At 61.9% G+C, this 16,104-nt stretch carries 11 protein-coding genes; 4 read left to right on the forward strand and 7 right to left on the reverse strand.

The window, feature by feature from the left end; genetic code table 11:
* Window positions 1-50: 50 nt before the first annotated feature.
* A complete protein-coding gene (locus AACU78_RS01285; protein WP_106579436.1) occupies window positions 51-5,066 on the forward strand; it encodes a dermonecrotic toxin domain-containing protein in 5,016 nt (1,671 codons plus the stop codon).
* Window positions 5,067-5,204: 138 nt separating this feature from the next.
* On the opposite strand, the gene AACU78_RS01290 is transcribed toward AACU78_RS01285, so the two are convergent.
* The 5 genes from AACU78_RS01290 to AACU78_RS01310 form a co-directional block, all read right to left on the reverse strand.
* Window positions 5,205-5,687: a CS1 type fimbrial major subunit gene (locus tag AACU78_RS01290; RefSeq protein WP_106579578.1), complete on the reverse strand. Its 483-nt coding sequence runs from the start codon at window positions 5,685-5,687 to the stop codon at window positions 5,205-5,207.
* Window positions 5,688-5,692: 5 nt separating this feature from the next.
* Window positions 5,693-6,451, reverse strand: a complete 759-nt coding sequence (locus AACU78_RS01295; protein ID WP_106579437.1) for a pilus assembly protein — start codon at window positions 6,449-6,451, stop codon at window positions 5,693-5,695.
* Window positions 6,452-6,520: 69 nt separating this feature from the next.
* Window positions 6,521-7,765, reverse strand: a complete 1,245-nt coding sequence (locus AACU78_RS01300; protein WP_106579438.1) for a hypothetical protein — start codon at window positions 7,763-7,765, stop codon at window positions 6,521-6,523.
* A 31-nt stretch (window positions 7,766-7,796) separates the two neighbouring features.
* Entirely contained in the window at window positions 7,797-10,316 is a 2,520-nt protein-coding gene (locus AACU78_RS01305; RefSeq protein ID WP_106579439.1) for a TcfC E-set like domain-containing protein, read from the reverse strand.
* Between the two features lie 120 nt (window positions 10,317-10,436).
* Window positions 10,437-10,928 (reverse strand): CS1 type fimbrial major subunit, encoded by a 492-nt coding sequence (locus tag AACU78_RS01310; protein ID WP_106579440.1) that lies wholly within the window; start codon window positions 10,926-10,928, stop codon window positions 10,437-10,439.
* 479 nt (window positions 10,929-11,407) lie between these two features.
* Here AACU78_RS01310 and AACU78_RS01315 point away from each other — a divergent pair, with 479 nt between their 5' ends.
* Window positions 11,408-11,980, forward strand: coding sequence for a PadR family transcriptional regulator (locus AACU78_RS01315; RefSeq protein ID WP_106579441.1), 573 nt, complete (start codon window positions 11,408-11,410; stop codon window positions 11,978-11,980).
* Window positions 11,977-12,744: a siderophore-interacting protein gene (locus tag AACU78_RS01320; RefSeq protein ID WP_106579442.1), complete on the forward strand. Its 768-nt coding sequence runs from the start codon at window positions 11,977-11,979 to the stop codon at window positions 12,742-12,744. Before AACU78_RS01315 ends, AACU78_RS01320 begins: the two co-directional genes overlap by 4 nt.
* 47 nt (window positions 12,745-12,791) lie before the next feature.
* Here AACU78_RS01320 and AACU78_RS01325 read toward each other — a convergent pair whose 3' ends face one another.
* Both AACU78_RS01325 and AACU78_RS01330 read right to left on the reverse strand, forming a co-directional pair.
* Complete coding sequence (locus AACU78_RS01325; RefSeq protein ID WP_106579443.1) at window positions 12,792-13,418, reverse strand: Pr6Pr family membrane protein; 627 nt, start codon at window positions 13,416-13,418, stop codon at window positions 12,792-12,794.
* 4 nt (window positions 13,419-13,422) lie between these two features.
* Window positions 13,423-13,656, reverse strand: coding sequence for a VF530 family protein (locus AACU78_RS01330; protein ID WP_048720273.1), 234 nt, complete (start codon window positions 13,654-13,656; stop codon window positions 13,423-13,425).
* Window positions 13,657-13,869: 213 nt separating this feature from the next.
* Here AACU78_RS01330 and AACU78_RS01335 point away from each other — a divergent pair, with 213 nt between their 5' ends.
* Complete coding sequence (locus tag AACU78_RS01335) at window positions 13,870-15,888, forward strand: TonB-dependent receptor (RefSeq protein WP_106579444.1); 2,019 nt, start codon at window positions 13,870-13,872, stop codon at window positions 15,886-15,888.
* Window positions 15,889-16,104 lie beyond the last annotated feature (216 nt).

Here is a 16,104-nt window from a genome sequence, read left to right on the forward strand (position 1 = left end):
GACGCGTGAATAGACTCAGGGAGTCTCCACTCTCTGTTCAGGTTCACACCATGCCTACCGATTCCTGCGCCCTGCCGTTCCAGGGCCGTCATTTCGAGTTGATCCAGAACGCATTGCCCGCTTGGGTAAAGGGCACCACAGCGGCGCGAATTGGCGCGCTCAAACACCAGGGTCTTCCATCTGCGGCGCCTTACCCCGATACCTCGCCGGCGCAGCACGTGTCACTCAAGCGCGCCGTGGCTGACCATTGGCACGCCCAGGCGCCGCTGGACAAACGCCTCGGCCCGCTCAACGACTTGCGCGCCTTTGCCGAGCCGCTGCTCAAGCAAGCGCTGTTCACGCACTACGGCGAGGTCGATGTGCGCAACACCTGGCTGCGGGTGTACGTAGACGCCTCCAATGCCTGGTGGGTGATTGACGTCAGCCGAGGCGTACAGAGCAAAACCCTGTCGTTGCTGGACATGGCCCTGCATAACTTCGCCGCCGGCGACACCTTCGTCGACCACGCCTTCCTGGGCCCGGAAGACGCGCGTGGGCAGCGCGACAGCCTGTCGATACGGGGCCGGCCCGGTGGGCCGCTACTCACGGCGCAGCGCTTCAAGGCCGTGTGTCGGTCCCTGGACATCGGCGGCCTTTACCAGGCCCGCCTTCAAGCCGCGCTGGGGTTCGATCAGCCGGCGCTGGCCCGCACCGTGCGCGACGAAGTGGTCAGCCAGCTCAAGGCGGATTTGCGCAGCAGTGCCCATCTGGGCCTGCACAGCGGTCACCTGGCAAACGACGCCCATCACGCGTTGCTGAGGTTCATCGCCACGCCGCTGGGCCTGTCACTCGATGGCCACCCCTTGAAGTGTCATACCCTGAGCCTGGCAGGCTGCCAACTGAGCGGGATTGTGCTGTTCGCCACGCCTGCAGAGCAGGGCTCCGCCCGTGGACGGCTGATTGTCTGGGTGCCCCAGGACCCCGAGCATCCGCTCAAGCAGTACCCTTCGCCGATTGCTTTCGTCGAAGAGCTGACGCGTCAATTGCACAGCGGCCCGGCGTACCAGGCGTTTTTCAGTCAATTTGTCGCGCACGCCGAGCGCGGCGTGTTTTTCTCGCGGTTGCAGTCGCGTGCACACCTGCCATTGCGCCTGCTGGACATTGACCGGGATTACCCCAACCGCGCCGCCGACCCGGCGCGAGACGACCTGTGGAACTACCTGCACCGGGTCAAGCTCAACAAGATTGTCAACGACGCCCGCGAGCTGGCGGTATCCACGGCCTACGTCGACCGGCTGGCCCGCTGGGCCTGGTGGGACAACCTCGAGCAGATACTCTCGGACGTCCTCAATGCAGCCTTGCTGGTGGTCACTCCTTTTGTGCCGGTAGTGGGCCAATTGATGCTGGCCTACAGCGCCTATCAACTGTGCGACGACGTGTTCGAAGGCCTCCTCGATTGGGCCCAGGGCAATGCACAGGAGGCTGGCGAGCATGTGTTGGGAGTGGCTGAAAACCTGATTCAGCTCGCCTTGTTTGCCGGTGCGGGAAAAATCGGCGAGGTCGCGCGCCTCAAACTGTCGGCGTTCGTCGAAGGCCTGCACCCGGTGCAACAGGCTGACGGCACGCTCAAACTGTGGAACCCGGACCTTGCACCCTACGCCCAATCCAGCACCCAGGGGCCCACGGACAAAACCCTGTTGCCGCTGGAGGACCGGCATTATCGCGTGCGCCACGATGCCAGGGCCGACGAGCACCGCGTGGTGCACCCGACGCGTGAACAGGCGTATCAGCCCTGGGTGAGGTTCAATGCCGACGGCGCGTTTTTGCACGAGGGCGAACAGCCGCAACGCTGGGACAGCCAGACCCTGATGCGCCGAATTGGCCCGCGCGTACAAGACTTCAGCGACCAGCAACTGGCCGACTTGCGCATCGCCAGCGGCACCGATGAGGACGTGCTGCGCGCGATGCACCTCTACAACCAGCCGCTGCCGCCGCTGTTGGCCGCCAGCCTTGGCCGCCTTGAAGCCCAGCGCTATCCCGAAGCCATCAGTCGTAAGGTTCGTACAGGCGCGCCGCTGCCAAACGGGCCGTCATCGGATTGGTTCCCACAGCTCATCACCGAGCTGCCCGGCTGGCCACAAGACCACGCCCTGAAGGTGTGCCTCAATGATGATCTGTCCGGACCGGCGCTCACCTTCGGCAACGTCAACGCGACCCAGGCCAGGACGCTGACCTTGAGCCTGTCTCAGACGCTGTCCGGGACCCTGCCTGAACAGGTGCTGGCTTTTCTCGACGACGCCGCGCTACGCAACATGCTCAACGGCGATGTCCCCAAGGACCTTCGGCTCACCACCCTGCGCGATCAATTGGCCGACCGGGTGCTCAGCAACGCCCCCGAGATTGCCGACAAGGTCTACAAGACCCGGGAAATCACCGACAAGCCCAGCCTTGCAACCCTGCGCAAGCCGTTCGAGTACCTGGACTCCAACGCCGCCATTGCCCTGCTCGGCAGCGCCACCGGCGAAGAACGCCAGGCGCTCGCCCAACGACAACTGCCGCTGCGCCTGCATAACCAGGCGCGTGAATTGGGGTTTGCCAACCAATCGGTGCTGGCCTTTCAGGGGTTTGACTGGCCTTCGCCGCTGCCGACCCCGACCGAGAGACTGGTGCTCAACACCTTGAAGGTTCACAGCGACACGTTTGCTCGGTTGCGCATCGAAATCCGCGAAAAGGCGGTAACCGGTCGCGTGCTGTGTGAGGCCGGGCCGGCGACAGCCGAGACCACACGCGTGCTGATTCGCAAGGCGCGCGGCTATGCAGTACTCGACCCGACAACTTCACGGCCGTCAGCGCTCATCGACCTTTACGAGGCGATCCTGCAAGCCCTGCCCGCTGACCGGCGCGACGCATTGGGTGTGCAAACGGGCGAAGGTGAAACGCTCAAGCAATGGCTCAAACAGCGCGTGGCGTCCATGGCCGAGCGCCGCAAAGTCCTCGCGCAACCGCCCGTACCGATGGTCCAGGGCCGCGAAACCAGCCGCCTGCTGGGTGGGCCGGCGGCCAGCCGCTGCTCCGCGTCACCCGCGCGAACCCACACCGAGCACGCCCGGCAAACCCTGCAACTGTTGTTCCCAAGCTTGAGCGAAGCGCGCTTGAACCGATTTCTGGAAGAGATTCCCCAGGCACAACTGCGCACTACCCTGAACACGCTGGTGGTGGAAAAACAGCAACTGCATGTGGACCTGATGAACTGGCAGAACTCCGTCATCCTCGGCGTCACCGACGCCGCCGATAATCACGAAGTACGGGTGTCCAGAAAGCACCTGGCCCACCTGATCATGCGCTGCTGGGGTGACCGGTTTGCTGAATACACGGACGGCCGCGGCGCTGTCCAGCAAGGCGCCGCACTCAACTTCAAGGGCTTGCGCCTGCCGCCCAGGCTCCCCACGCTGAGCGCCAGTTTCGAGCACGTGACATCTCTGGACGCCAGCCAGTGCGGCTTCGGCGAGCGCCACAGTGACTTCCTCAAGTACTTCCCGTCCTTGCGTGGCCTCAACCTGGCTGACAATCGCCTCACGCAGGTGCCTCAGGCGCTGGAACAGATGCGTTTTCTCAAGGCGTTAAAACTGGCAGGCAACAGACTTGCACTGACGACGGAGGACGTGGCGCGGTTAAAAAAACTGCGGCGCCTGAAGAGCCTCGACCTGAGCAACAACCCGTTGACGCTGGCGCCCGACATCAGCCATATGCCCGGGTTGCGCCTGCTTTACCTCAGCGGCACGCACCTGGCTACCTGGCCCGAAGGGTTGTTCGCACACCCGCGCAATGACGCCTTTGTACTCGACCTGCGCGGCACCCGGATCAACCGCCTGCCCGAGGTCGCAGCCGGTTCCGCGCAGGGCAGAGTGGTAGCCCGCGCACGCCTGGATCGGCGCACCCTGAGGGACGAGCAACGCCTGCGCTATGAAGCTTTACGCATGGCCGCAGGCCTTGATCCCAACCGCACGTATGAGCCGCTTGGGCACAACGCGTTCTGGATGCAGGACCTGCAAGGCGCCGACCTTCAGGACGCTCAAGCCCTGTGGCAAGCGGTGGAGCAGGAACAGGGTTCCCAGGGCTTTTTTGAAGTCATTGAAGCGCTGGAGATCGAGGGCATTTTTGAAACTGACGCCGACCGCCAACGCTACACCGTCAACCGCCCACTGCTGACCCAGCAGGTATGGCGCCTGCTGTGGGCGGCCTATGACGATACCGAGCTGCGTGAGCGCCTGTTCAAGATGGCCAGTTTTCCCGGCCTGTGCCCGGATGCCGGGGCGCAGATTTTCATTGAAATGGGGATCGAGGTCATGGTCAGCGAGATCCGGCGGGATACCGCAACCGCCGCCGAGCTGGAAAGCTGCCTCGTCACGCTGGCCAAAGGCAGCGCCCACCTCAAACAACTGGCGAAGGCCGTGGGCCAGGAAATCGCCCGACGCCTGCGCCCGGTGGCCGAGGGCGGGCTTGGGCAGCGGTTCAGATCGCAAGTGCGCGACGGGGTGCCCGGCGAGGTTGATGAGGTGGACATTCACCTGGCCTACCAAACCGCCCTCGCCAGCCGTCTCGACCTGCCCTGGCTGAGTGATCACATGCTTTACCGGGTCAACGCGGCGGTCAGCGCCGCCCAGATCGAGCAAGCCTACAGCGCGGTGCTGGCGCTGGATGAAGGCGACGGACTGGTCAACCAGATGCTGCTCGAACCCTGGTGGGAACAGCACCTGCGTGACACTTACGACAGCCAGTACCGTGACAACGAGCGTGAGTACGGCGAGCGCTTCCTGGCGCTGGATGATCTGCAAACAGCGCAGGCGCAATGGGCCAATGCCCAGGCGTTGCCGGAGCCCGAACGCGAGCGCCTTCGCGCATCGCTCAAGCACTTGGCCGAGGCGGTGCAGGTGCCCGAAAGCGTGGTGTTCACCGACGAGCCCATGGACGACGCGCAGTACAACCGCCTGCTCAACGACCTGGGCTACAACGAACAGGAATGGATGCGCCGTCTGACGCGCCGGGCGCTCAACGACGCGACGGGGCGCAGCAACCGTTCCCGTTGAAGAAGGTGGCGATGGCGCGGGCAGGTTGTTCTCGCCACCGTCCCGACGCTTGAAACGGGTCGGTGACTCGATAAAACCAACCCGCGAAGGCGTGCCTGTGGGCAAGTGGCGGTCAACCGTTACCGGTGCACGGTCAACTCACGGTGCGAGGAAGTCGAACACGATGTGCACCGTGCCGTAATAGTCCCCGGCCACGTAGCCGTCGACGGGCTTGATCGCGGCGATTTCCAACTCCGCGCGCCGGCCCACGCGCGCCTCGGCGGCGTTGACGACTTCGGTACTCTCAAGGGTCAGCGGCACCTTGTTGAACAGCACCTGCAGATCAATCCGCTGGTGGCCGCTGTACAGATACGGCTCGGCCCCCAGCCGCGCGGCAACCGCGCCGGTGAGGTTTTTAACATCAAAATTCTTGCGCAGGCGGCTCAGCTCAGAGGTCACCAGGTTCCAGGCAAGCACTTGATCATGCCCCATCCAATCGGGCTCGGAAGGCAGCACGTAGGCCTCGTGCACAGGAATCGTCACCGAGACATCGAACGCGTGACGGGACTCAATCGCCCAGGCCTGGGCGGCCACCAATACCAGCACTGCAAACAGCGTCAGCCTTGTGAGTTGCTTGAACATCGTCATCACCCGTTGCTGTTGACTGTGACCGGTTTTTTGTTCTGCCCTTCAATCAATTGAAAGCCGTAGGTGCGGTCGGTTTTTTTCTCGAACACCAACTGGCGCCCCGGCAGGATGTGATGCTTGGTGGTCGGCAGGCAGTCGCTTTTTGCGGTAAGCGAACAGTCACGAAACTCATCCAGCACCACCACGCTGTTGCCGTTGTTACGCAGCTGGTATTGGTTGCCTGTCTGGTTGATCTGCGTATCGAAACGCGTGTCTTTGGGCCGCACGAAAAACACCGTGCCGTAACCCGCCATGACGTTGATTCCGGCCGCGAGGCTGTCCTTGTAGTCGGCCCGTTCTTCGTCGGTGATCGCGAAGTTATCGTCCTTCTCCGGCACTACGGGAATAAAGCGCACGCGGAAATAACGCTCCTTGTCCCTCGGCCCCATGTACAACAGGCGCGTGCCCTGGCGCCCGTTGGCCGGTACGATCAGCCGCGCCGGGCTCGCCATCAGGCCGTCGCGCCGGGTGGTATTGCCATCGCTGTCGGTGAGCGATGCAACCGGCACCTCGCGATGGGTGCCATCGGCGTTGTAGACGATCTCCAGCACATCGACGCGGATGAACGCCGTGCTCGTGCCGGTGTTAGACACGCGCTTGAGATAGGAACTGCGATCCTGCTCGAGGTAGTCATACACCACCCCGACGTTGATCGCCGGGGCCGCCTGGGCGCCGAGAGCACAAAGCAACAACCCGATCGATAACACTGCCTGTTTCATGTTTGATTACGCCTCGTTAATTGAACACGGCCCGCGCGATACCCACGGGCCGGGAATGCGGATGACCGTCTAGACCTGCGAATCCCAGACCACGGTCACCACGCCCGAATAGGTACTCCCGGGCCGCTTGAGCATTTCGCTCATGTCGTCTCGCTGTACTTCGAAGTGCAGGGTGCCGGGCCGGTCATTGATGTAATGCAACGGCTGAAACAGCTCGCTGCCCACGCCATCCAGGCGCAGCGCGAGTTTGTTCACCGTTTGTGCGTATTGATCGACCAGGCCGCTGGGCAAGGTCACCGCGACCTGCAGCGGCACTTCATCACCCTCGGCATTGCGCAGCCCGCAGGTGTTGCCCATGACGATCGAGCATTCGAGCTGCATCTTGAAACGTGAGCTGCTGGCGATGCGGAACGTCTGGTCGCGGTACAAACGCGCCGGTGCCCGCCCCTGGTTGAGCCAGGCTTGCCAGCCGCCCTGGGGGATCAATTCGACACGGTTGCCACCGGGCGGGATATCGACCTTGAGCGCGTGTTCCACGCTCAGCCGAAAATTGAAGGTGGCGACGGTTTCGCTGGTTTGCATCACATCGCCGATGTCGAAATCCCCGCCTGGCCCGAAGGTGTAGGTGAGGCTGCCGGCGTAATCACCGGACCTCATGTTGAGCGGGTTCGGGGTCCTGAGTTCGTAGGCGTATTCAAAATTGCTGTAGTACATCCAGGGTATGTCAGTGCCGGCCGTCACACTGCAGGCACCGGCATTCTCGGGGACGATCCAGAAAAACAACGCAAAGGACGGCGAGGCCGCCAGGTAATTCACGCCCTGGCAAGGCGCTGGCGCATGCTGCCAGTAGTAAGCCCACTGAGGCATGCCTGTCGTCGCCCAGCCACTGACCCCCGGTGGGTAGGTGACATCCCAGCGCGCGCCCACACCGGCAATACGCATCTGGACCGTCTCGGTTTCACCGGTCGCCTGGTGGGTTACCTGCAGGTCTCGCCAGGTTGAGGGCACTTTGAAATAAGCGCCTTTGCGCGGCTCGGCATAAGCCAGCACGGGCCCGCTTGACGCCGCCGAGAAGGGCCTGCGAATGGTGAAAATATTCATCGCCTTGCACCGCGCGGGAATATGCCCGGGGCAAATTCCGCTTTCCGGCGTGGTGTTCTCGAATTTGTTGACCATCGGGTTGCCCGGATCGGGACGGAACACGGCGGTAATCTCCTCGACAAACGCCTGCGCCGGTGTGCTGAACAAACCCATGATCAGGGCCAGCGCACGGCACGGCCCCAAGGCGCTTCTGGTTGCAGCGACTGACTTCATACATTCTCCGGTTCAAAAGTGCGGGCAGCCATCAGCCGGCGGTTTCCACGTTGAAGTTGGCGTCGGCCAGCGTGTCGGGGGTGCAACGCAGGTCGCCGATCATCAGCACATCGTTTTCATTCGGGGCGTTGGCCGGGTCGAGGCGGAACTGGCAAAGCAACTGGTTCTGGTAGCGCACTTGCAGGGTGGGTGAGCTGGCGCTCATTTCCATCGAGAAGAATCCGTCCACCTCGCTGACCCCACGGCTGGCGTGGTTGATCACGTGATGCCCCTTGAGCGGCCGACCCTGGGCATCGAGCAGACGCCCCAGCACCGACACGGTTTTCAGCACGGTGACCTTGCGGTAGTCCACCCCGCCCTTGTTCAAGTGATACGTAGTGCGCGGCGGCTGGATGTTGGCGGCGGGCGGATGATTGCCGTCGAAATCGAAGTTGACGCTGCTGCTTTTGTAGGCGGCCAGCGGCACAAAATTGCGACCGGGGCGCAATACCGCGCCACCGCCACTGAAGTCATCGGCGCGCAGGGTGATGGCGTCGAGGTCAGTCTCGACATCGATGATCATGCCCGCGCCCGTGCCGTGGTACTGGCTGGTGAGCAGCGCCTTGTCGGCGCCGGCCACGAACGTGCTGTTGAGGTTCAGGCCGCCGGTGAATTTATTGTTGAACGAGCTGCGCTGCAGGAAGCCGTCGCCGCTGACCGTGTCGGTACTGAAGCTGGCCGTGCCCGACAGGCCGACGCCATAAGTGTCGGTGATGGCAGTGGCCGAGACGCTTTGCAGCAGGTGGTCGGTGAGGTCCTGGCGAAAGGTGACCGAGGCATTGTTGTCACGGCCGCCATCACGCGCCGTGCGAGTGCCGACACTGCCGGACACTTGGCGGCCGTCGGTACCCAGCGCCAGGCTCAAGGTGATGTCGATGCCACGGTTGCGCTGATCGTCAGTACCGTTGGTGCCCGGCCGGTCGAACGCCGAGAAGCGCCAGTTGGCGTCGCTGCCCATCAGGGTGCTGCGCCGGTTCCAGCCCAGGTCCAGGCCGGCGCCCACGACATTGCCCTGGCTGTGGGACAGGCGCACGTTCCAGGAGTTGAGCGCATCGACACGGTGGTTGACCGACAACGCGGTGTTGCTGGTTTCGCCGACAAAGGTATTGCGCCGCAACCGCGTGCCGTCGGGCAGCGTGTCATAGGTGTCGCGGGTGTCGAGCCAGCTGCGGTTGTGGCTGAACACCAGGTTGGTGGTGCCCAGCGTATAAAGCGCCTGCAGGTCCATCCCGGTGCCGTGTTCCTGTGTCTCATACACGTTGGCGTAGACGCTGGTGTTATTGGCGACGGTCCAGTCCACCGAACCGCCGTATTGCAATTGCTCACGCACTTCACGTGCCGACAACCCGAGAATCACCCGCGGGTGCAACAGGTAGTTGACGGAAGCGCCGGTGGTGATGGCGCCGGAGGCCTGGTCGTCCCAGTTGCTGAATAATTTGGTTTCCCTGCCGGCAAACACGTTGTAGCGCCAGCGGTCCTCGGCGTTGCGCCAGTTGCTCGGTTTGTACACCAGCTCCTGGGAGGTACTGACCGTCATGCCGTCTTCCACCAGGCGCACTTCCACCTCGTAAATACCGCCGGGCAGTGGGCGGGTGTCGAGCGTCTGCAGGCCGGCCGCCACTGACTGGCTGTTGAGCAGCAGGCCATTGCGGTAGATCTCCACGGAAGCCTGACGGTTGGCCGTGACGTAGATCGGATAGACGCTGGCCTTGGCGTTGTTGATTGCCAACGTGTCGGAGCTGCCGTACATCACGCCCAGGGCCGTGTCGGGGCTGGCGCCAAAACTGCGCAGCTGTCGGGTCAGGCCATCGGAATTGGGCGTGAAATGGCCCAGGCGCAGAAAACGCCCTTCGAGCTCGCGCTGGGTATACAGCTCGTGGATCGCGTGGCGCAGGTGCTCTTCGTCGCCGCTCTGGCGGGCCAGCTGCAGGTTGAACACTTGGCTCCAATTGCCCAGGCTGGCGCTCGCCTGCAAACCGTAACGCCCGCCCAGGTCTTCGTCCTGGCCGCCATTGAGGTTCAGTTGATTGTTGACGATCAAGCCACGGCTGCCGCCTTCCGGCTGCGCGTAGTAGCGCGGGGCGTCGTCGGCGCGTTCGACGTTTTGCGTGATGATCGAAAGCTGCGAGCTCTCGAGGCTGTAGTGGGTAGACAGCATCTGCGCGGGGCACGCCTGGCTGCACGCGCCCAGCGCCACACCCTTTTCAAGGATGGCCTGCCAGGTGTCGCGGGTCGCCAGTGGAACTTTGCTGTCGCCCACGTCGGTAAATTCGAGCAGGGTTACGCGGTCATCCCGGGACAACACGATTAACGCCTCGCCGAGTAACTGCTGGTCAAGATCGACCCGCACGGCCAGCGGTACATCGAAGAAGTGATCACTGAACCCGGCGGGCAAGCCTTGGGCCTGAGCGATCAGACTGCCAGGATTTTCAACACCGGAATTCGGCGCCGCCAGGGCACCCATACAAAAAAAAAGCGCAAGCGCCGCCGCGATGGGAGTCATCGGGAACATGAACACATACTCTGAATGCCAAATGACAAGAATGAAAATCAGGCCGGCGGCCCCTGAACAACCGGCCGGCCTGCTGACGCGATGCCCACGAGCGCGAGGCTCAAGGGGCACTCATTGGCGTCAAAGAGCTGGCAGCACCGCGTCAAATACCAGCGGCATAACGCTGGTGTAATTGCCACGCTGATTCGCCGAAGGTTTGGCGGCGTCGATACGCAGTACGGCGCCCAGGCCCGGTGTGGAATCAGCTTCGTTGACAACTTCCTGAGGCGTGCCGCTGAGCACCACGCCATTCAAGGTGGCCGTCAGTGGAATGTTTTGCGTGGCATCACCGTTGAACAGCACTGCCGGGCCGCCGTCGATATAGGCGTGAATAGACCCGTTGGTGTTGCGCATGTCGTAGACCGCGGACAACGACGCCAACTCGCCATTGGCCAGGTTATACGACATGGCCTCGTCACGGCCCCAGTTAGGGTCGCGCGGCTGCACATGGAACACGGTGGTCGGGATGCTCGCCTTGATATTGACAGTGTGATTGGCCTCACCGGCCGCGAACGCCATGGAGGACAGCGCCATGGCAGCCAAAGGGGCAGCAATTGCGAACTTCTTGAACATAGTCGACACCTGTTATTTGCATTGAGTTATATCGCTGAACGTTGAACACAAGACACTGCACAACGTGCGAAGGGCATTACGCGCTTATCAATGTTTGAAAAGCACGGTAATGATCAAGCAATTCAAATAACCAGGATGCCCGCCATTTCTTATACGCCTGTGGCTTTAATTAATAATGTTTGAGGGAAAAAGATGGCACATTGCCAAAACTTTTAATTGATCCGTAAGAACAGGACTACACGGCTATATTCGCAACTTAACTGTGGAATAAAAGTCCGTCAGAACAGTACCACAACAGTCATGTTGCGGATAAACATCGACGCTTAAAAAGCTGAGTATTAACTCTACCTGTCATTCACACCTCTGGCCGCTGTCTTGAAAAGACCAGACCGCTGGCCACCGACCGTTGGTCGTCTCGGCCTTTCGCCGATCAAAGATATATCTTACGTTGTATCTTAACCAAAGCGGAGAAAGCGAAAATGAGAGAGCATCCCCACCAACGCGACCACGGTGATGGCCGTGACGGTTTTGAAAAACGCCCCGGCCGCGAACGCGGTGGTCGTGGTCCACGCGTGTTTGCCCCTGGCGACCTGAAATTGCTGCTGCTGGCCTTGATCGGCGAACAGCCCTGCCATGGCTACGACCTTATCCGTCAGATCGAAGGCCTGTTCGACGGCGCCTACAGCCCCAGCCCCGGCGTGATCTACCCGACCTTGACCTTTCTTGAAGAAAGCGAATTGGTGACCGGCGATACCGAAGGTGGAAAAAAACGCTACACAATTACCGACGCTGGTCGTCTTTCCTTAAGTGAGCAGGCGATTGCCCTGGAAGGCGTGCGCATGCGCATCGACGTCAGCAAACGCTCGCTGCGCGGCCATGATCGCCCGCCCGAAATCCATGAGGCGGTGCACAACCTGCGCCATGCCTTGCAGTTGCACCACGGGCGCTGGAGCCCGGAAGAAATCGCGCGTGTCGCGGCGCTGCTCAACAGCACCGCCCAAGCCATTGTCGACGGCCCGGCCGTTCAACCAGTCCAGGGAAAAGCTCAATGAATACGCAAGCCATCCACCGCGTCACCCACGAGATCAAGCGCCGCCGCCTGGAAGTGCTGCGCGTGACCGACATCACCCCGCGCATGCGCCGCATCACTCTGGGTGGGCCCGAGCTGGCAGGTTTTATCAGCCTGGGCAGCGACGACCACATCAAGCTGCTGTTCCCGCAGAACGCCGCCGAACAGGCCGCGCTGGAAAGCCCGAATTTCAGCATCAAGGGCGAGGGCCCACAACCGGCCATGCGCGACTACACGCCACGGCGTTTCGACCTGAACACCGGTGAACTGGACATCGATTTCGTGCTGCACGGCGATGGCCCTGCCTCTACCTGGGCCGAGCAGGTGCAGGTCGGCCAGCACCTGTACATCGGTGGGCCACGCGGTTCGATGATCGTGCCGGATATGTTCGACAGTTACCTGTTGATCGGCGATGAAACCGCCCTGCCCGCCATCGCCCGGCGCCTGGAAGAATTACCGGCGGGCCGCAAGGTGCTGGCGGTGATTGAAATCGCCAATGCCGCAGAACAGCAAGTGCTGAACAGTGCCGCCGATGTGCAAGTGATCTGGGTAATACGCGGCCAGGACGACCTGCTAGAGACCGTTCGCACACTGACGCTGCCGAGCGGCTCGCTGTACACCTTCGTGGCGACGGAAACCAAGCTGTCGCGCCAAGTGCGCCGCGTGCTGCTGGACACGCATCAGGTCAATGAAGCGTTTCTCAAGGCTGTGGGTTACTGGCGTGCAGACGGCAGCGAAGAAGAGTAAGCCAATCGAGGTCAAAATGGTGGGCGCGGACTTGCCCGCTCCCACCCTTAGTTTCGCGGCGGCTTTAAGCATTTATCCAGCCCCACCACTGCCAATGAAATCCCGATAAACCCCGCCAGAATCCCTCCGGCATTCACAAACACTTGTGGATAACCGAGCGTGTCCACATCAATGAACGGGTACTGATACTGCCCGAGCAAATGCCCGCGCAGCAGCACATAGCCGAAGTACACCACCGGGTAGATCACCCAGGCGCCGATGTGGTTGAAACGCAACGTGCCCTTGGGCACACACCGCCACCAATAAATCACAAACAGCACCGGCATGACGTCGTGCAGCAATTCATCGGCGACGAACTGAAAGCCTGTGGGGCTCCACAAATGCCGCAGCAGCAAGCTGTACGCCAGGCTCACCACGACGATGCTCGCAGCAATCGCGCTACTGACCCTGGGCGCCAGAAAAAACCGCTTGGCGGCTGAATCCCGACTGACCAGCGCATAGCTGAGCACCACCACCACCAACGTGTTGGTCAGCACCGTGAAGAAACTGAAAAAGTTGATCAACCCGCCCAGCAGGCTGGCGCCCGCCGTCCAGCGCGAATAGAAAATCAGGTATTGCTGAATCGCCAACCCTACCCAGCCGGCCAGTGCCGCAGCCGCGATGAAACGCTTCATGGGCTCAGTCCAGTGGGCGTTTGGTACGCATCAGCTTCACATACAACCCTTCGACTTTCTCCCGCGCCCATGGGGTTTTGCGCAGGAACGTCAGGCTCGACTTGATGCTCGGATCGCTCTTGAAGCAGCGCACATCAATGCGTTCGGCCAGGCCTGCCCATTCATAGTGTTCCACCAGAGTGGTGAGGACGTGTTGCAGGGTCACACCGTGGAGCGGGTCGTTGCTTGTCGCGGTCATGCCGGGCCTTTTGCACTAAGAGGAAACACAGCCGCGCACCTTAGCCGACGGGGCGTACAGGTGGAAGCACTGCATTGAATATAGACCCTGGAGAAAAGTTCCCCTTTTCAGCGAAAAAAGAGATGTTATATTGTAACGATAAATATCAAAAGTAACTGACCCGATACCGTTTCAGCCTTCTCTTTTTTGTGCCGTTTTGCCAAGGAATGTTCGATGTCCCTCTCTTCTCTCTGGCGCTTGACCCCTCTTGCCGCCGCTGCGCTGATCTGCTCCGAAGCCCACGCCCTGGAACTGCAACCCCAAGTCATCACTGGCAATCCATTGGGCAGCGAACAGCTCGCCTCACCGACCACAGTGCTGGAAGGTGATGACCTGACCCTGCAACAAAAAGGCAGCCTCGGCGAAACCCTGAACAAGCAACCGGGCGTGTCCTCGTCCTACTTCGGCCCGGGTGCCAGCCGGCCGATCATTCGGGGCCAGGATGGCGACCGCATTCGTATCCTGCGCAACGGCGTGGGCGCGCTGGACGCCTCGTCACTGTCCTACGACCACGCCGTGCCGCTGGACCCGGTCAACGTCGAGCGCATTGAAATCGTGCGCGGCCCGGCCGCCCTGCTGTACGGCGGCAGCGCCATTGGCGGCGTGGTCAACACCTTCGACAACCGCATCCCCACCGAAGCCATCGAAGGCATCCACGGTGCCGGTGAATTGCGCTACGGCGGCGCCGACACCACCCGCAGCAGCGCCGGCAAACTGGAGGCCGGCAACGGCACCTTCGCCTTGCACCTGGACGCCAACGCGCGGGAATTCAACGACCTGAAAATCCCCGGTTTTGCGCGCAGCCGCCACGCCCCGGACACCGAAGATGGCCCCGGCAAAAATGGCCGCCTGGGCAACAGCGACGGGCGCCAGGACGGTGGCGCGGTGGGTGGTTCCTACACCTGGGACGACGGCTACGCCGGCCTGTCCTACAGCAACTACGATGCAAACTACGGCTCACCTGCCGAGCAGGACGTGCGCATCCGCATGAAGCAGGATCACTACGCCTTCGCCTCCGAAATCCGCAACCTGCAGGGCCCGTTCACCTCGGTGAAACTCGACGCGGGCTACACCGACTACGAACACCGCGAAATCGAAGGCGGCGAAACCGGCACGGTGTTCAAAAACAAGGGTTACGAGGCGCGCGTAGAAGCTCGCCATCAGCCGATTGGCCCATTCGATGGCGTGGTCGGCGCGCAAGTGACCCGCAACGAATTCTCGGCCCTGGGCGAAGAAGCCTTCGTGCCGCAGACCGACACCAACGCCGGCGCCCTGTTTATCCTCGAAGACATGCAGGCCACCGAGCGCCTCAAACTCAGCCTCGGCGCCCGCCTGGAACACACCAGCGTCGACCCGAACGCCAAGGGCAATGCGCGCTTCGCCAATGCGGATAAAACCAATGACTTCACCGCCGGCAGCCTGTCGTCCGGCGCCGTGTACAGGCTCACGCCGGTCTGGTCCCTGGCTGCGACCCTGGGCTACACCGAGCGCGCGCCGACCTTCTACGAGCTGTACGCCAACGGTGCCCACGTCGCCACCGGCACTTATGAGTTGGGCGATGCCAACCTGAAAAAAGAAAAAGCCGTGTCCAGCGACTTGGCGCTGCGTTTCGACAATGGCACCCACAAGGGCAGCTTCGGGGTGTTCTACAGCCGCTTCTCCAATTACATCGGGCTGCTGGGCACCGGACGTACGCTGAACGATGACGGCGAAGAGGACGCGGGCGGCATCCCTGAGTACAGGTACTCGGGCGTGCGTGCACGTTTCGCCGGTTTCGAAGCCCAGGATCACTGGAAACTCGGCGAAAGTGCCTACGGCAAGTTTACGTTGGAGCTGTCAGGCGATTACACCCGCGCAACCAACCTGGACACCGGCGAAGCCTTGCCGCGTATCGCGCCGCTGCGCTTGAACAGCGGTTTGCTGTGGGAACTGGACCGCTGGCAGGCGCGGATCGACGTCGAACATGCGGCAGGCCAGGGGCGTGTGCCGAGTAACGAGAGCGGTACCGATGGCTACACCACCCTGGGCGCGAGCGCGGGTTATCACTTCAACGTCGGCGCCAGTCAGTGGCTGGCGTTCGTCAATGGCGAAAACCTGACCAACCAGACCGTGCGCTATGCCAGCTCGATCCTGCGCGATATCGCACCGGCGCCGGGGCGCAGTGTGCAATTTGGAGTGCGTACCACTTTCTGACCCCCCCCCTTTGGGATCAGTTTTTTGTAGCAAAAGTGCTTCCTGTGGCGAGCGGGCTTGCCCCGCGTCGGGCTGCGAAGCGGCCCTGAAATCAGTCAATGAGCTGTACCTGACACACCGCATTTCTCATTGATCAGGGCCGCTTCGCGGCCCAACGCGGGGCAAGCCCGCTCGCCACGACAAACCAACTGGCCACCACCCTCTCAATCCAACTTG

This window comes from Pseudomonas sp. R9.37, assembly GCF_963878885.1.
Taxonomy (GTDB): domain Bacteria; phylum Pseudomonadota; class Gammaproteobacteria; order Pseudomonadales; family Pseudomonadaceae; genus Aquipseudomonas.